The organism is Janthinobacterium sp. BJB426, from assembly GCF_002735705.1.
In the GTDB taxonomy this organism is placed as follows: domain Bacteria; phylum Pseudomonadota; class Gammaproteobacteria; order Burkholderiales; family Burkholderiaceae_D; genus Janthinobacterium.
Window position 1 is genome coordinate 82,254 of the sequence record NZ_PDZL01000009.1, and the last position, 15,386, is coordinate 97,639.

The following is a 15,386-nucleotide window of genomic DNA, read 5'->3' on the forward strand; positions in this document are numbered from 1 at the left end:
GCTCCAGAAGGAATGGCTGATGATGGGACCATAATAGTCATGCGCAGTCAGTTGATCAAGATCGCAATTATTGATATATCATTTCCATTTTGTTGATGATGGGATGGTCATGGATACCTTGCGCAGCATGCGCGTGTTTCGCGCCGTGGTGGAACTCGACAGTTTTGTGCGCGCCAGCGAGCGCCTCGATCTGTCGCCGGCCATGGTCAGCAAGCATGTGATGCACCTGGAGCGCCACCTGGGCGCGCGCCTGCTGAACCGCAGCAGCCGCCACCTGAGCCTGACGGAAATCGGCAAGGTGTATTTTGAACAGTGCCGCGACATGCTCGACAATCTCGACGAGGTGGAAGCGACGGTCGGCCGCACGACAGTGGTGCCGCGCGGCATGCTGCGCCTGAGCGCGCCCGTCTGGTTCGCCAACGCCATCTTCACGCGCACCCTGGCCGCCTACCGCGAACGCTTTCCGGAAGTTACGTTCGATATCGACCTCAGCGGAAGAGTCGTCAACCTGGTGGAAGAGGGTTTCGACCTGGCCCTGCGCGTGAGCCAGGCGCCGTCGCCGACCCTGATCGCGCGGCCCATCGGCAGCATCGCCTTTCACCTGGTGGCCGCGCCCGCTTATCTGGCGCGCGCGGGCCACCCGCAGCTGCCGCAAGACCTGGCGCAACACGCCATGATCAGCTATTCCTTGTTGGCAAACGGCAATGAACTGGATTTCGACGGGCCGCAGGGGCGCGAGACGGTGAAGTTTTCGCCCGTGTTGCAATGCAATAACGAAAGCCTGCTGCATGCGGCCGCGCTCGATGGCATGGGCATCGCGCTGCTGCCGTCGTGGCAGACGGATGCGGATCTGGCGGCCGGGCGGCTGGTGCGCCTCTTCGATGATTTCAAGTTGGCGGGCGGCAAGGTGTACGCTGTCTACACGAGCCGCCGCTACCTGTCCTCGAAAGTGCGCACCTTCATCGACTTCCTCGCCGATGAAGGGCGCCTGGGGACTTGATTACGCCAGCGAGCGCTTGACGTCGATCAGCGCGAACAGGCGCGCGCTGCGCATCCACGCCAGCACCAGCGCCGCCAGCTGCGTCACCAGCAGGCCGGCCACGATGGCCAGTGGACCGGGCGCGGCCAGGTTCAGGCGCGCCACGCCCAGCAGCGCATACAGCGCCAGTCCCAGCACGGTGATGACGAGGTAGATGGCCAGGCTGGCCAGCGGACGCCGGCGCAGCATGCCGAGGCCCCGCCACCAGGCCTTGACGGCCGAGGTGCGGCGACGGTCGACAGCCAGCGCCGCGCGGCCGGCGTCGAGCGTGGCGCAGGCCAGCAGGAACAGCACGCCCGCGAACAGCAAGGCCAGGTGGCGGGCCAGGTCGGCGTCGGCTTCCAGGATGGCTTTCGCCGCGTGCTTGTCGGCCAGTTTCAGCGCGCCGGCGCCGATCGTCAGCGCCAGGCCCAGCGGCACGATGCTCCACAGCAGCATGCGCAGCATGCGGCCGTATTCGCTGAAGGCGCCCGTCAGCAGTGGACCGAAACCGAGCGGCACCGGCGCGCGCGCGGCCGTCACCACCAGGCCGCTCAGCAGCGGCGACAGCAGCAGGGCCAGCACGATGCCCGTGATGGCGGCCTGGCTGATGGCGGCGCCGTTGCGCCCCGTATTGGCCACCAGGTCGGCCAGGGTCATCAGGTCGAGCTTGTGCGCCAGGGCCGCCGCATGCACGGCGTTATCGAGGCTGGCGCCCAGGGTGCGCCAGAGGGGAATGACGGCAAGGATGGCGGGGATCAGCAGCAGGCCCGCCCACAGCAGCAGCAAGCGCCATTGCAGGGCGGCGCGGCTGGCGCGCATGGTCAGGGTCAGGCCGCTGGCCCGTGTCGTGGAAGTGGCGCTCATACGATGGCAATCAGGGAAAGGAGGTATTGGAAGACGGCGGCAAGGTCGAAGCTCCAGCGCCGCGAGGCCGAGGTATCGGCTTTCAGGGTGCGGCTGTCATCAAGCTTGTTGACGTCGAGGTAGTGCACGCGGTCCGGGTCCAGTTCGGCCGAGACGGCCTTCACGGGCTTGCTCCAGGTGTAGCGCTGCCACAGCTGCTCGTTATCCCACACCACGCGTTCGGAGCTGCCGTCGGCGAACTTCACCAGCAGCACCTGCGGCACGGGCGCGCCGCGGCGGCGCAGGACCACGCTGGTGAGATAAGGATACGGTCCCGTGCCAGGCTTGGCGTCCGGATGCGCCTTGTCCCACGCCTCGCGCACCTTTTTCTCCTCTTTTTCCAGCGTTTCGGCCGTATGTTCCACGCGCTTGCCGTTCACCAGCGCCGTGCCGGCCAGCGGCATCTGCTCTTCGCTGGTGAAGCTGCCGATGCGGTCGTCGATATTTGCGCTGGCATACACTTGCTGCGCGAAGACCTGTTCCACGATGCGGCGCTGGCCTGTCGCCTCGGCCAGCGTTTCGCGCAGGTCGGCCACGCTCGGATGGCGGAATTTCCACTGTTCGTAATAGGCCTTGAAGCCCCGTTCCATGGCTTCGCTGCCGATGCGCGCTTCCAGGTCGCGCATGGTGATGGCCGTGCGGCTGTAGACGGGGCCTACGCCCTGCAGGCGGTTCCACGCGTTCTGGCCCAGCGGGTCGGCCGCATCCTGGCGCGGCGCGGCCATGCGCTCGAATTCGAAGACCTTGAAGACGGGATCGAATCCCAGGCGCTTGAGCAGGGGCGTGGTGGCGTGGATGTGCTGGTCGCGCGCGCGCAGCATGCGCTGGTCCCAGTACTCGTTCAAGCCTTCGTCGAGGATCGGTTCCTCGAATTCGTTCGAGGCCAGGATGCCATAGAAATAGCCATGGCCGAATTCGTGGATGGTGACGAAATCGAGGCCGAATTCGGGTATGGTCTTCGGCTGCAGGTTGGCGTAGCTCGACGCCGTGATGAAGGTCGGATATTCCATGCCGCCCGCTTCAGCCGCGTTAAACGGCGGAATCACCACCGTCAGGGTCTTGTACGGATACGGGCCCAGGGTGCGCGAGAAATACGTGAGCGAATCCTTCGCCGCCTGCAGCGCGGGTGCCGCGTTCGACGCGTATTCGGGCGGGTACAGCACCTTGATGGTCACCGGCGGGCTGCCAGGACCGCTCCAGCTGCCTGTCAGCGGCTGCGCGCTGCGCTTGTCGGCCGTCCAGGCGAAATCGTGCACGTCGCCCTGCACATAGTGATGCGTGAGCATGCCGTTCTTTTCCTGCGGCGCGCCCTGCAATTCGCCTGTGGCGCCCACCGTGTACTCCTTGGGCACGGTCAGCTTTACGTCGTAGTTGCCGAAATCGGCGTAGAACTCCGAATTGAGGTGGAATTCATGCGCGTTCCAGCGCGGCGCGGTGGCGCCCCGTTCGCCGGGCAGTTCCAGCACGGCGATCTTCGGGAACCACTGGCCCACCAGGTGGAAGCTGCCGAAATAGCCGGTGCGCGCGATGACGCGCGGCAGCTGGTCGAAGAAGCGGATGTCGAGCGTCGTCTCGGCGCCCGGCGCGACGGCTTGCGGCAGGTCGACGCGCACGACGGTGCGGTCGGTGGCCGGGCCGTTGTCCGGCTGGACGAAATGCCAGGGCGCCTTGGCGCCGTTCTGCGTCATGCTGCGCAGTTCGATGTAGCCCCACTCGCCGTCGCGCGTGTCGACGCCCGAGCGGAAGCCCGTGTCGAGCTTGCGCTTTTCGGTAAAGAAGGTCGAATGTTCGCCTTCGAAGGCGTTCAGGTACAAGTGCAGGTAGACGCTGCTGACGGCTTGCGCGCTGCGGTTGCGCCAGCGCAGTTTTTGCTGGCCGTCGATCGTGTGCTTGACGGGATCGAGCGTCGCTTCGATCTGGTAGTCGACCACGCGGTCCGACAGGGTCGCTTGCGCGCCCGTGCGCGCACCGCCCCAGGCGTTGCTGGCGCTGGGCGTGCTGACGGCCGACGCGTGCGGCGACGCCAGGGCGATGCCGTCGGCCGATGGCGCCAGCGGCATGGGCGCGCTGGCCGGCTTGCCTTGGCCCGGCTGGGCGAACAGGTCGGCCTGCAGGGCGAGGCCGGCCAGCAGCAGGGCGGCGATGGAGAGGGCTTTGAGCTTGCCCGAGATGGGGAAAAAACCAATGCTGCGGCGCGTGCCGCGGGGACTTGGTGGCCCCTGGCGCGTTGTGCTACGACTTTCCATGCGTGACTCCCACAGTGACTTCTTATTGTTGATTTTTAAATGCAGTCGGCTGCGCCCAGGATCGCCGGGCGCAGCTTAATATACCTACAAAAATGCCAAATCACCAATAAAATATTGGCATAAGGAAAGTACCATCGGGCTGGCGCTTGCGGCGCCGCGCGCCGTGCGTATAATGATTCGCTTTTGCCATCGCTCCGTTCCACCAGCGCGCGCCCGCGCCGCGGTGACGCCTCAAGCCTGCCGCCATGATGCCTGCCCCTCCCATCCTGACCATCGCTACGCGCGCCTTGCTGCTGTGCGCCCTGGCCATGCCGGCGTGCGCGCAGGATGGCGTGAATGGCGTGGATGGCGGCGCGGCCGGCGTCACGCATGGCGACGTGTCCGCCGAACTGGGGCAGGGCGGCCAGCACAGCGTGCGCGGCGCCCTGTCGCGCGAGCAGGGCGGCATGACGCTCGATGCGGCCGTCGACGCTCTGCGCAACGGCAATTACCGCGATGGCAGCGTGTTTCACCAGCGCGGCTTCAACGGCGGCGCGGAATGGAAGGCGCGCCAGGGGCGCTTCGGCTTCAGCGCCGACCAGCTGAACCAGGACACCCGCTATCCCGCGCCCGAGGCGCCGTTCCTGGCCTTGCTGGCGGCCCGTCCCGAAGACCTGTACCGCTATGAGGTGCGGCGCGCCAGCGCCTTCGTGCAGCGCTATGTGGGCAGTTTCGAGCTGGGCGTGGAACTGTCGCAGCGGGAAAAGCGCGCCGCGGCCCACTATGCGGGCGAGGAGGGCAGCAGTGAATCGACCTACAGCAGCCGTCGCCGGCAACTGGCGCCGCGCCTGCGCCATTACGGCAAGGTGGGCGGCGTGGGCACGGATACGGAAGTGGGCCTGGACCTGATGCAGTGGCAGCGGCGCTCGGGCCGCGATGGCGACGGGCAGCGCCGCCAGTATTCGCGCGCGCTGCTGCTGCGCGAGGAGCTGGCCTTCGGCGGCCCGTATGCGCCGCGACTGCTGCTGGGGCTGCGGCATGAACAGTTCCAGCTCGATCCGGCCGACCTGCCCGCCGGCGGCAGCGACTGGGAAAACCAGAATGCCTGGGACGTGCAGGGCAGCCTGCAATTGCGCCCGCAACTGAGCGTGTACGCCCAGGCTGCGCGCAGCTACCGCATCGACGACGATGGCTATACCCGTGCCGGCTACCGCCCCCTGGCGGGCCAGCTGCGGCGCGACATGGAAGTGGGCGCCACCTTCGGCGACGCGGCGCGCAGCGCTTCCGTGCGCGTGTTCAGCGAGCGCCTGAGCAACCAGATCGTCTTCGACCAGAGCCTGGGCCAGCTGGGCTTTGCGGGCAACCTCGACCCCTCGCGCCGAGACGGCATCGCCATCGAGGCCAGCATGGCGCTGGCGCGCGACTGGCGCCTCGACGCTCAAGTGCGCCAAGTGCATGCGCGCTATGACGATTACGCCTACGACGGCCCGGACATCGCCCTCGTGCCGAAAACCCTGGCCAGCCTGCGCCTGTACTGGACGGGGCAGGGCGGCGCCAGTGCCGACGTGGGCGTGCAATGGCTGCGCGCCCTGCGCTATGGTCCCGATTTCGCCAACAGCTGCCTGGCGCAAGTGCCTGCGTTTGCCACCGTGGACGGGCGCTATGTGCGCAAGCTGGGCGCCTGGGAGCTGGAACTGGCCGGCAGCAACCTGGCCAACCGCCGCCATTATGGCGATGCGCCCGGTTGCCGTTCCAGCATTTACCTCAACGACGCGCGCCAGCTGCGCATGTCGGCGCGCTACCATTTTTGAGGAGCGAGCGCAGCGGGGCTTAAATGCGGCTTAAGCGGGCACAAACCGGGGCGATAAACACGGATTTTTTCCGCCCGGGCCTCATCGCCCGGCGCAAAAAGTGGTAATCTCGCCCCGTTCACGACCATTTATGATGAAGGATTATTATGCGTTTTCTGCGTTTCTTGCGTCCCCTGCTTGCCGCCGTCACCCTGGTGGCGGCCACCGGCGGCGCCATGGCGGCCGATACCGGCTTTACCACGCTCCCGACGCCAGTGCGCACGGACACGGGCAAGAAGGTGGAAGTGGTCGAGTACTTCATGTATTCCTGCCCGCATTGCTACGCGCTCGATCCGCTGATGCACGACTGGGTCAAGAAGCAGGGCGACAAGATCGCCTTCCGCCGCATCCACCTGGCCTTCTCCGGCCCGAAAGACCCGCAGGCGCACGCCTATGCCACCCTGGAAGCGATGGGCCAGCTGGACCAGTTCCACGATAAGATATTCCGCGCCATCCACGTCGAGCGCAACCGCCTGAACCGCGATGACGCCATCCTCGACCTGCTGGTGAAGAACGGCATCGACAAGGCGAAGTACCTGGACATGTTCAATTCCTTCGGCGTGCAGACCAAGCTGAAACGCAACGAGCAGCTGATCGCCGCCAGCAAGATCGACAGCGCGCCGACCATCGTCATCGATGGCCGCTTCGTCACGTCGCCGGCGCAGCTGTCGCGTCCTGGCCAGTCCGAGCCGCAAACCCAGGCAGCGACCCTGCGCGTGATGGATGAACTGGTGGCGCGCGTGCTGAAAGAGCGCGCCCCGGCGCCTGCGAAGAAGTAAACGGAGAACGTCATGAAACAGCTGCCCTGGACCCTGTGCGCGCTGGCCTTCGCCCTCGTGGCGTGGCTGGCGATCGCCGTCGTCAGCGTGGAAAACCAGCGCAATGCGCTGGTCACCAAGGCTTGCGTGGACCCCGCGTTCAAGAACGAGGTCGATGCGAAATGCCTGGCGTCCGTGCGGTCGCGCGAACACTGGTGGCAGCACTTGACTTACGCCATGACGCATTTCCGAAATTGAAAGTATCAGTACGAAAAACCCGCCGCGCGCGGGTTTTTTTTCGTCCGCGTATGATGAAGCCACAACTATTCAGGAGGGACAATGAAGGAAGTGATCTTGATTACCGGCAGCAGCCGCGGCATCGGTGCAGCGACGGCGCAGCTGGCGGCGCGCCAGGGCTATGCCGTGTGCGTCAATTATGTGCGCGATGCGCAGGCGGCCGGGGAACTGTGTGCGCGCATCGTGGCCGACGGGGGCGAGGCCATCGCTGTGCAGGCTGACGTCAGCGATGAAGCGGACGTGGAACGCCTGTTTGCGGAAATCGACGCGCGCCTGGGGACGCTCACGGCGCTGGTCAACAATGTGGGCGTGCTGGAGCAGAAATGCCGGCTGGCCGACATTTCCGTGCAGCGTCTCGAACGCGTGCTGCGCACCAACGTGATCAGTTATTTCCTGTGCTGCCAGCAAGCCGTGCGGCGCATGTCGACGGCGAATGGCGGGCAGGGCGGGCGCATCGTGAACGTCTCGTCGGTGGCCGCGCGCATCGGCTCCCCGGGCGAATACATCGATTACGCTGCCTCGAAAGGCGCCGTCGACACCTTGACCCTGGGCCTGGCGAAGGAAGTGGCGGCCGAGGGCATCCGCGTCAACGGCGTGCGGCCCGGCATCATCTACACGGAGATCCACGCTTCGGGCGGCGAGCCGGGACGGGTGGCGCGCCTGGCGTCCGGCGTGCCGATGCAGCGGGGCGGCCAGCCGGAAGAAATTGCCGGCGCCATCCTGTACCTGCTGGGACCGGACGCCACGTATGTGACGGGCAGCATCCTCGACGTGGCGGGCGGGCGCTGATTTTCAACTTCTGCAAGCAACTGATTCAAGCGCAGGGCCAATTATCAAGTGGGGCAAGCGAGTCCAGAATGACGGTGTGCCATTGCAGTAGGCACGCCGATCAACTCATTTGGAACTACCATGCCCGCTTTTGCCCCCGCCATCCTCGCCCTGTCGCTGCTGGCCGCCGCGCCAGCCCATGCCGTCGTCAATCTGCCCATGCCGGCCCACCTGGCCGGCGCCGCTGCCACCGACAAGGTGGTGCTGGCCGCGCGACGCTACGCCGCGTTCTGGCAGAGCGGCGATCCAGCCGTGGCGCGCCAGGCGCTGGCCGACGATTTTACCGACCGCACCTTGCCCGCCGGGCGTCCACAGGGATGGGCCGGCCCGCTGCAGGCATCGCAGGTGTTCCACGCTGCCGTGCCGGACTTGCAGGTGACCATCGACGACATGCTGGTAGCCGGTGACCGGGTCACCTTGCGCCTGCATTTTACGGGCCATTTCACGGGCGTCTTCCCCACGCCACAGGGCGAGCTGCGCGGTCAGGGGCAATCCATCGACTTTTACGCGTTTGATTTGTACCGGGTCAATGCGCAGGGACGCATCAGCGACAACTGGCACCTGGAAGATAATTTGACGCTGCTGCGGCAGCTGGGCGTGCTGGTGCCCTGAGCGTGGCCCCTTAGCGCTGGGCTGGCAGGGCGGCGAACTGCTGCTGCAGGAAGTCGGCCAGCAGGGTGATGCGCGGCGCCTGGAAGCGGCTGCGCCGGTACAGCAGGTTCAGGGGGACGCTATCGGCAAAGTGATCGTCGAGCACCGTCTGCAGGCGCCCTGCGCGCAGGTCATCGCCGATGTCGAGCAGAGATTTGTAGGCATAGCCATGGCCGGCCACTGCCCAGCGGCGGATGATTTCGCCGTCGTTGCTGTGCCAGGCGCCCTGCAGGCGCAGACTGTGGCGCTTGCCGTCTTCGCGGTAGCGCCATTCCTGCGGCGCGCCGTCGCCGGCCGTCAGCACGAGCGTCGGCAGCGACGCCAGGTCGCGCGGCGCGGCTGGCAAACCGACCCTGGCGGCCAGCGCGGGCGCTACGCACACGACGCGCCGGCCCGGGTGCAGCAGGCGCGCCACCATGTCGCTGTCGGGCAGCTCGCCGTAGCGGATGGCCAGGTCGACGTCGTCCTGCACCAGGTTGGCCGTGGCGTCCGTCAAGGTCAGCGCATGGCGCACCTGCGGGTGCAGCGCGGCAAAGCTGTCGAGCATCGGCAGCAGCAACTGGCGGCCGATGTCGGACGGCGCCGAGATGCGCACCACGCCGCGCACGGCGCCGCCCGCGTGCAAGCCGTCTTCGGCCTGCGCCAGCAAGTCCAGCGCCTGTTCGCTGTAGCGGCGGTAGTGCGCACCTTCGTCCGTCAGGCGCAGCTGGCGCGTGGTGCGCTCGAACAGGGTGACGCCCAGCGCCGTTTCCAGGCGCGCGATGGCGGCGCTGGCGGCGGCCGGCGACAGGCCGTGCTTGCGGCCGGCCGCGGAAAAGCTGCCCAGCGCCGCGGCGTCGAGGAACAGGGCGATTTCCGCCAGGCGTCCGGCGCCGCCGCGGATCATGCCGGGTGCGCGGCCGCTGGTTTCGGCGCCGGTGCCGAATGAGCTGAGTGGGCCGTGATCACCACGGTGCAAGTGGTGCCTGCCACCAGCAGTTGTCCCTTCGGCTGCTCGTCGATGTGGATGCGCACGGGCACGCGCTGCGCCAGACGCACCCAGTTGAACGTCGGGTTGACGTCGGCCAGCAATTCGCGGCCCGTGGCGGCGTCGCGGTCGGTGATGCCGCGCGCGATGCTTTCGATGTGGCCATGCAGGGTGCCGCCGCTCATCAGGTTCATTTCCGCCTTGTCGTCCTGCGCCAGCATGCCCAGCTTGGTCTCTTCGAAGTAGCCGACGACGTAGTACGAGGCGCTGTCGATGACGGCCAGCTTGGCCGCGCCGACGGCGGCGAAATCGCCCTTATGCACGTTCAGGTTCGTCACGTAGCCGCTGACGGGCGCGCGCACGGTGGTGCGCTCCAGGTTCAATTGCGCCAGGGTGCGCGCGGCCACGGCGGCCTGCACTTGCGACGAGGCCGAGCTGGCGGCAAAGGCGGCGCTTTCGCGGCTTTCCGTGGAAATGATGCTGGCGTCCAGGCCTGCGCGACGCTGCGCTTCCTTGCCGCGGCGGCCCTGCTCCGTTTTTTGCGCGGCCAGCACGGCGTCGGCCTGCGCCAGCGCGCTGGCATAGCGTTCCTTGTCGACGACGAACAGGATATCTCCCTTTTGCACCACCTGGTTGTCGCGCACCAGCACGTCCGTGACGGTGCCGGCGACGTCGGCGCTGATGTTGACGATGTCGGCCTTGATACGGCCATCGCGCGTCCACGGCGACTCCATGTAGCGGTCCCAGACGGTCTTGCCTATCCACAGGGCTGCGGCCAGTAGCAGCAGGGTGATTGCATAGCGGGTCAGTTTGCTTACCATGGCGGCAGCCTTTCCTTGATGGGGTTGAACAGTTTTTTTAATTATTTGTACAGCGATAAAGCCAGCGCGCCGAAGATGGCGATGAAGATGCACAGCCGCGCCAGCGACGGGTGCCACACCATGCGGTACACGCCCAGCCAGCCCAGCACGCGGTCGAGCAGGGTTTGCAGGACTATGCTGAGGATGAACAGGGGCAGCAGGGTGGGAATCAAAATTCCGAACAGGGCGAATTCACGCGGCATGGTGGTCTCCGGCGCCAGGCGCCATGTGGTCGAGCAATGAGGTGTAGATCGAATGCAGGTCGGCCAATGCCGTGTGCAGGCGCAGGTCTTGCTCCTGCTTGCGTTCTTGCGTCGCACCCGCTTCCGTCTGCGCCGCGCGCACCACGGCGCCCGCCTGCAGGGTGGCCGCCAGGGCCGCCTGCAGTGCCGTGTCGCTGCGCGTGCGCAGCCAGGTGGCGATGTGGTCCACGCACTGTTGCAGCGCGTGAGGCGTGGCGCCCGGCCGGGCCGTGGCGATCAGTTCGCGCAATTCGATCACGGAATGGCCAATCTCCAGCAGGGTTAGCGCCTGGCGCACGACGGCGCGCGTGGCCTCGCCCGGCGCCGGTCCGGCCGCCGCATTGAGCTGGCTGAGCAGGTCGCGCACGCGGTTGTCGAAGCGGTGTTTGACACGCCGCGCGGGCGCCGTGCACGCATGCAGCGCTTCGCGCCACAGTGCGCGGCCGATATGGTCCTTGTGGCCCATCGTGTGCTCGGGCAGCAGCACGGCAAACACGAGGGCGGCCAGCATCAGGCCGACGATCAGGGCCATGCCCGTGTTCAAAAAGGCCGCGCCATCGACGTGCATCAGATTCGTCGGCGCCATCTGCGTGATGAAGGTCGATACGCCCAGGCCCACGCCCAGCTTGGCCGGATTCGTCATCAGATACAGGCCCACGGCGAGGAAGGGCGCAAAACTGAGTACCAGCATGGGGAAGCCGTCGCCATGCACCAGCACGAAGTACACGCACACGAGCGACAGCGGCATGGCGATGAGGAAGCCTGCCAGCACCTGGCGGATCATCATGATGGGGCGCGGCGAGGACGAGGCCAGCGCGCAGAACACGGCCGCCATCAGCATCGCCGTGCTGGCGTAGGGCCAAGCGAGGAAGTAGGCGCCCAGCGCCAGCAGGGCCAGGCTGATGGCCGCGCGCGCGCCGCTGGCGATCACCAGCGCAGGCGGCGTCTTCGGCGCGTAAGCCTGCGGCGTGCTGATTTCCAGCGGCGTGTCGTGCGCCAGGCTGAAATACACTTCGTGAAAGCGGCTCATGTCGCGCGCGAAGCGCTCGAGCAGCTCGCACACGGTATCGAAATCGATGCGCTGCGCATGCGCGATGGCGGCGCCGTCGATCTCCGCGCGCGCCTGGCCCAGCGCCGTCTGCAGATGCCGCTGCATGGTGTCGAGCGAGTCTTGCGACGGCGTCGTTTGCAGCGCCTCGGCGACGATCGCGTACAGGGGCGCGCAGGCTTGCATGACCAGCGTTTCGTCGTCGCGCTGCAGGCGATCGAACAGGCGGTGGAAGGTATAGAAGGTGGTCAGCGCCGTCATGAAGGTGGCGTTGAAGGCGTGCAGCTTGCGGTTTTGCGCGCGCACGTGGCTCACCTTGCTGGTGACTTCGAACAGGGCGGCCGAGCGCCCCAGTTCCAGCGCCGCCACGTCGGCGGCAAACTGCAGATGCGTCAGTTCCACCTGCGCCGGCGTGAGCTTTTGCTGCAGCACGTCCTGGCAAAAGGTGAGGAATTTTCCGTAGCGGGCCTGCACCGTGCGCATCACCTGCGTGCCCTGGTGGCGCGGCAGCAGCACGCTGGAAACGGCCGCCGAGCAGATGATGCCCAGGCTCACTTCGGCCACCCGCGTGACGGCCAGCGCGAACACCTGCATCGGCTGCTCGATGGCGGGCAGCACGATCATGCAGGCCGTGTAGCCGGCCAGCACGTACACATACGACTGGGCATTGCGGTGCAGGGCCGAGCCGCTCGTGCACAGGCCCACCCACAGGGCCAGGCCGGCGAACAGCAGCACGGGCTGCTGCGGGAACAGGCCGATCAGGGTCAGCGCGGCCGTGCATCCCAGCAGGGTGCCGCACAGGCGGTAAAAGCTCTTTTCCAGCACCATACCGCTGCTGGGCAGGGCCAGGATGATGGTTGTGGTCATTGCCGTGCTGGGCGAATCGAGGCCCAGGCGGTAGGCCAGCCACAGGGCGCAGAAGGATGCGATGAGGGTCTTGCCGACGTAGATCCAGCGTTCGCCTTCCGTCGCGCGCCAGTCCTGCAGCGCCAGCGCCAGCCAGCGGGCCGCCTGGGTCAGGGGGCCGTATGTGGGTTTTGTTGCTGTGGCTGGCGTCATCGATAGGCTATCAGTTCTGGTTGTTGAGATTGTTGAGGTTGCGCAACTGGCGCATGTACAGCTTGTCGAGCACTTGCAGCTCTTCTTCCGTGAATCCTTCGTACAGGGCCGAGGTTTCCTGGTACACGTCGGGCAGCGCCGTCTCGATCAGTGCGCGACCCTTGTCGGTCAGCGAGATCATCACTGAGCGGCGGTCGCCAGGGCGGGTGCCTCGGTGGATCAGGCCGCGCGTTTCCAGGTCGTTGCACACGCGTGTCAGGTTGGCCGGCTTTTCATGGCAGGCCATGCCCAGGGTGCAGGCGTTCGAGGTTTCGTCGTCCGTGCCGTACAGCACGGCCAGCACCATGTAGCTGGCATCGACCAGATCGTGCTTTTTCAGCGCGGCATTGGTCAGGTCCTTCATGCCTTTTTGAATGTGGTACGTCATGCGCAACAAACGCATCAGTTCCATGGGGAAGCCTGGCATGCGCGTGCGGATGTTTTGCAGCCGCTTGGAGGTGGCGTCAAAAGCGGTCATGTCATATTCCTTCATGTGTGAATAAAGTTCCGATTGTATCTTGTTGGGCTAGGGCAATGCCAGGATTGCAAGCTCAGATGCCGCCTCCCAGTGCATTCATCAAGGAAACGTACAGATCGAGTTCGCGCGCCCCATTCTGCGCCTGCTGCTGTTCTTCCGCCAGCAGCGCCACTTGCGTGTTGAGCATGGCGATGGCGTCGCTCATGCCCGCCTTGTAGGCCTTTTCCGCCAGGTCGCGCGCGCGCTGCGCCGTCGCCAGCGCCTGCACGGTCAGCTGGTGCTGTTTCGCCAGCGATTGCGCCTTGGTGACGGCATTGGCCACGTCCGACATGGCGTTGATGACGGTGGCGTTGTATTGCTCCACGGCGCCGTCATACACGGCCGTCTGGCTGCCCAGCTGGGCGCGCAAACGGGCGCCGGCAAAGATGGGCAGGCTCAGCGCGGGCGAGACGCCGCGGATGTCCGAGTTGGCGTCCAAAAAATGGCTGAAACCAAAGGCCTGGAAGCCGGCAAAGGCCACCAGGTTGACGTTCGGGTAGAACTCGGCCTTGGCCGCGTCGATGCGCTGCGCCGCCGCTTCCACGCGCCAGCGCTGGGCGGCGATGTCGGGGCGGCGGCCGATCAGCTCGGCCGGCAGGGCGGCGGGAATGGCCAGCGGCTGGTCCAGGCGCAGCACGGGACGCGTGAGCGCCGCACCGGCGGCCGGCCCCTTGCCTGCCAGGGCGGCCAGCTGGTTGCGCAGCAGGGCCAGCGATTCGGCCGACTGCTCCAGCTGGCGGCGGCCGGCCGGCAAGGTGGTTTCTATTTGCGCCACGTCAATGTCCGTGCCGATGCCGGCCGCCTTGCGCTGGCGCGTGATGTCGAGGATGCGGGCGCGCTGCGCCAGGCTGCGTTCGATCACATCCTGCACCCGGAACTCATACGACAGCTGGATGTAGGTGCGCACCAGCGCCGTTTCCAGGGCCAGGCGGGCCATCTGCGATTCGGCCGACGCCAGTTGCACGTCGCCCAGGGCGGCGGACAGGGCGGCGCGGTTGCGGCCCCACAGGTCCAGGTCGTACGACGCCGTGACGGTGGCCTGGTTGCGCCAGGCGTAATTGCCGGCCAGCGGCGCCGGCGTGCTGCCATGCTGCGAATACAGTTCGCGGTTGATGGAAACACTCGCGTCCGCCTGTGGGCGGGTCTTGTCCTCGGCAGCGCCGGCCAGCGCCTCGGCCTGGCGCACGCGCGCCTGGGCGCCGCGCAGGGTGGGGCTATCGGCCAGCGCCTGGTCCATCAGGCGGTTCAATTGGGGGTCGTGCAAGTCTTGCCACCATTGCGTGCGGGGCCATTGGATGGCGGCACTGGCGGCGGCATCCATGGCCTGGCTCGATTGCAGCTTGTTAGCGTCGAGCATGGCCGATTGCGGCGCGATATGGCCCATGTCGGCGCACGCGCTCAAGGCAAGGATCAGGCTGGCGGCAAGCAAACGGCGGTGCAGGGGCATGCAGGGACTCCGGGAAAGATCGTGTTGGGGGTGCTGCTGACAGCTCGCCGCGGTGAGCTTCGGGAGTGGCCCGAGTGCTGCGCCGCAACTGAGATGTGTTACTGACTGAAACCGGCTGACTGGTTTCTTATTTCACGACGTGTTTTGTCGTTTGCGCGACGTCAAAGTCCGCTTCCGTTTGCGGGATCAGGCCAGCCTTGCGGGCGGCGTAGAACTCGGCCATGACTTGTTCGCGCGTCACGTTGCTGGCGGCGGTGGCCGGCGTTTTCGGATAGTCGACTTCGCTGGTGGCGATTTCGCCGGCGTTGCGGGCACGGATGTATTCGGCCGTGACGTCAGCGCGCGTGAGTTGCTGGCTGGCAGCGGCAGGAGCGGTGCTTTGGGCGAAAGCCGAGGTGGCGGTGGTGATGGCAAACAATGCTGCGATGAGTGATTTGGCTTGCATGATAAGACTCCAAAATGTGCATGATGGCTGGGTGGATGGGCCGGATCGCCACTTACCGGTCGGTTCGTCGGCATGGCGCTGGTGGGCGCCGTGCCGCCGATGAAGCAGTTTCTGGATGAGAAGATGCTTACTTGAATTAACTATAGCAATGAATAGTACATTTGTGAAGTATTTTCTGAAAATAGTTGTGCGCCGCCGCATTTGTTCCTTGGAAAATGCCGTGCAGGCG

The 15,386-nt window shown here is 66.1% G+C and carries 15 protein-coding genes; 6 read left to right on the top strand and 9 right to left on the bottom strand.

Annotated features, from left to right (window positions below; all coding sequences use genetic code 11):
• Positions 1 to 109 precede the first annotated feature (109 nt).
• A complete protein-coding gene (locus CSQ93_RS16090; protein WP_099379015.1) occupies positions 110 to 1,000 on the top strand; it encodes a LysR family transcriptional regulator in 891 nt (296 codons plus the stop codon).
• On the opposite strand, the gene CSQ93_RS16095 is transcribed toward CSQ93_RS16090, so the two are convergent.
• Both CSQ93_RS16095 and CSQ93_RS16100 read right to left on the bottom strand, forming a co-directional pair.
• A complete protein-coding gene (locus CSQ93_RS16095) occupies positions 1,001 to 1,885 on the bottom strand; it encodes a hypothetical protein (RefSeq protein ID WP_099378910.1) in 885 nt (294 codons plus the stop codon).
• The gene (locus tag CSQ93_RS16100; RefSeq protein WP_199534430.1) at positions 1,882 to 4,170 is read right to left on the bottom strand and encodes a M1 family metallopeptidase; all 2,289 of its coding nucleotides are present in this window, start codon (positions 4,168 to 4,170) and stop codon (positions 1,882 to 1,884) included. Before CSQ93_RS16100 ends, CSQ93_RS16095 begins: the two co-directional genes overlap by 4 nt.
• Positions 4,171 to 4,415: 245 nt before the next feature.
• On the opposite strand from CSQ93_RS16100, the gene CSQ93_RS16105 reads away from it, so the two are divergent.
• From CSQ93_RS16105 to CSQ93_RS16125, 5 genes are all read left to right on the top strand, one after another.
• Entirely contained in the window at positions 4,416 to 5,960 is a 1,545-nt protein-coding gene (locus tag CSQ93_RS16105; protein ID WP_099378911.1) for a TonB-dependent receptor domain-containing protein, read from the top strand.
• 146 nt (positions 5,961 to 6,106) lie between these two features.
• Positions 6,107 to 6,778, top strand: a complete 672-nt coding sequence (locus CSQ93_RS16110) for a thiol:disulfide interchange protein DsbA/DsbL (protein ID WP_070219418.1) — start codon at positions 6,107 to 6,109, stop codon at positions 6,776 to 6,778.
• Between the two features lie 12 nt (positions 6,779 to 6,790).
• A complete protein-coding gene (locus tag CSQ93_RS16115) occupies positions 6,791 to 7,015 on the top strand; it encodes a hypothetical protein (RefSeq protein ID WP_099378912.1) in 225 nt (74 codons plus the stop codon).
• Between the two features lie 81 nt (positions 7,016 to 7,096).
• Positions 7,097 to 7,843: an SDR family oxidoreductase gene (locus CSQ93_RS16120; protein ID WP_099378913.1), complete on the top strand. Its 747-nt coding sequence runs from the start codon at positions 7,097 to 7,099 to the stop codon at positions 7,841 to 7,843.
• A gap of 120 nt (positions 7,844 to 7,963) precedes the next feature.
• Positions 7,964 to 8,494 (top strand): ester cyclase, encoded by a 531-nt coding sequence (locus tag CSQ93_RS16125; protein WP_099378914.1) that lies wholly within the window; start codon positions 7,964 to 7,966, stop codon positions 8,492 to 8,494.
• 10 nt (positions 8,495 to 8,504) lie between these two features.
• Here the strand turns inward: CSQ93_RS16125 and CSQ93_RS16130 are convergent, their stop codons facing one another.
• The 7 genes from CSQ93_RS16130 to CSQ93_RS16160 all read right to left on the bottom strand — a co-directional run bounded on the left by CSQ93_RS16130 (position 8,505) and on the right by CSQ93_RS16160 (position 15,157).
• Positions 8,505 to 9,419, bottom strand: a complete 915-nt coding sequence (locus tag CSQ93_RS16130; protein WP_099378915.1) for a LysR family transcriptional regulator — start codon at positions 9,417 to 9,419, stop codon at positions 8,505 to 8,507.
• Positions 9,416 to 10,321, bottom strand: coding sequence for an efflux RND transporter periplasmic adaptor subunit (locus CSQ93_RS16135; protein ID WP_099378916.1), 906 nt, complete (start codon positions 10,319 to 10,321; stop codon positions 9,416 to 9,418). The genes CSQ93_RS16130 and CSQ93_RS16135 overlap by 4 nt, the downstream gene beginning before the upstream one ends.
• A gap of 41 nt (positions 10,322 to 10,362) precedes the next feature.
• Positions 10,363 to 10,563, bottom strand: coding sequence for a DUF1656 domain-containing protein (locus tag CSQ93_RS16140; protein ID WP_086138240.1), 201 nt, complete (start codon positions 10,561 to 10,563; stop codon positions 10,363 to 10,365).
• Complete coding sequence (locus CSQ93_RS16145) at positions 10,553 to 12,709, bottom strand: FUSC family protein (RefSeq protein ID WP_233516203.1); 2,157 nt, start codon at positions 12,707 to 12,709, stop codon at positions 10,553 to 10,555. The genes CSQ93_RS16140 and CSQ93_RS16145 overlap by 11 nt, the downstream gene beginning before the upstream one ends.
• 10 nt (positions 12,710 to 12,719) lie before the next feature.
• Positions 12,720 to 13,226, bottom strand: coding sequence for a MarR family winged helix-turn-helix transcriptional regulator (locus CSQ93_RS16150; RefSeq protein ID WP_046682655.1), 507 nt, complete (start codon positions 13,224 to 13,226; stop codon positions 12,720 to 12,722).
• 73 nt (positions 13,227 to 13,299) lie between these two features.
• The gene (locus tag CSQ93_RS16155; RefSeq protein WP_099378917.1) at positions 13,300 to 14,712 is read right to left on the bottom strand and encodes an efflux transporter outer membrane subunit; all 1,413 of its coding nucleotides are present in this window, start codon (positions 14,710 to 14,712) and stop codon (positions 13,300 to 13,302) included.
• A 127-nt stretch (positions 14,713 to 14,839) separates the two neighbouring features.
• Positions 14,840 to 15,157 (bottom strand): DUF4148 domain-containing protein, encoded by a 318-nt coding sequence (locus CSQ93_RS16160; RefSeq protein ID WP_099378918.1) that lies wholly within the window; start codon positions 15,155 to 15,157, stop codon positions 14,840 to 14,842.
• Positions 15,158 to 15,386: the final 229 nt, after the last annotated feature.

Excerpts from the sequence above, each read along its gene's own strand:
- CSQ93_RS16090 (WP_099379015.1), top strand. The coding sequence starts at position 110 with ATGGATACCTTGCGCAGCATGCGCGTGTTTCGCGCCGTGGTGGAACTC.
- CSQ93_RS16095 (WP_099378910.1), bottom strand. The coding sequence starts at position 1,885 with ATGAGCGCCACTTCCACGACACGGGCCAGCGGCCTGACCCTGACCATG.
- CSQ93_RS16100 (WP_199534430.1), bottom strand. The coding sequence starts at position 4,170 with ATGGAAAGTCGTAGCACAACGCGCCAGGGGCCACCAAGTCCCCGCGGC.
- CSQ93_RS16105 (WP_099378911.1), top strand. The coding sequence starts at position 4,416 with ATGATGCCTGCCCCTCCCATCCTGACCATCGCTACGCGCGCCTTGCTG.
- CSQ93_RS16110 (WP_070219418.1), top strand. The coding sequence starts at position 6,107 with ATGCGTTTTCTGCGTTTCTTGCGTCCCCTGCTTGCCGCCGTCACCCTG.
- CSQ93_RS16115 (WP_099378912.1), top strand. The coding sequence starts at position 6,791 with ATGAAACAGCTGCCCTGGACCCTGTGCGCGCTGGCCTTCGCCCTCGTG.
- CSQ93_RS16120 (WP_099378913.1), top strand. The coding sequence starts at position 7,097 with ATGAAGGAAGTGATCTTGATTACCGGCAGCAGCCGCGGCATCGGTGCA.
- CSQ93_RS16125 (WP_099378914.1), top strand. The coding sequence starts at position 7,964 with ATGCCCGCTTTTGCCCCCGCCATCCTCGCCCTGTCGCTGCTGGCCGCC.
- CSQ93_RS16130 (WP_099378915.1), bottom strand. The coding sequence starts at position 9,419 with ATGATCCGCGGCGGCGCCGGACGCCTGGCGGAAATCGCCCTGTTCCTC.
- CSQ93_RS16135 (WP_099378916.1), bottom strand. The coding sequence starts at position 10,321 with ATGGTAAGCAAACTGACCCGCTATGCAATCACCCTGCTGCTACTGGCC.
- CSQ93_RS16140 (WP_086138240.1), bottom strand. The coding sequence starts at position 10,563 with ATGCCGCGTGAATTCGCCCTGTTCGGAATTTTGATTCCCACCCTGCTG.
- CSQ93_RS16145 (WP_233516203.1), bottom strand. The coding sequence starts at position 12,709 with ATGACGCCAGCCACAGCAACAAAACCCACATACGGCCCCCTGACCCAG.
- CSQ93_RS16150 (WP_046682655.1), bottom strand. The coding sequence starts at position 13,226 with ATGACCGCTTTTGACGCCACCTCCAAGCGGCTGCAAAACATCCGCACG.
- CSQ93_RS16155 (WP_099378917.1), bottom strand. The coding sequence starts at position 14,712 with ATGCCCCTGCACCGCCGTTTGCTTGCCGCCAGCCTGATCCTTGCCTTG.
- CSQ93_RS16160 (WP_099378918.1), bottom strand. The coding sequence starts at position 15,157 with ATGCAAGCCAAATCACTCATCGCAGCATTGTTTGCCATCACCACCGCC.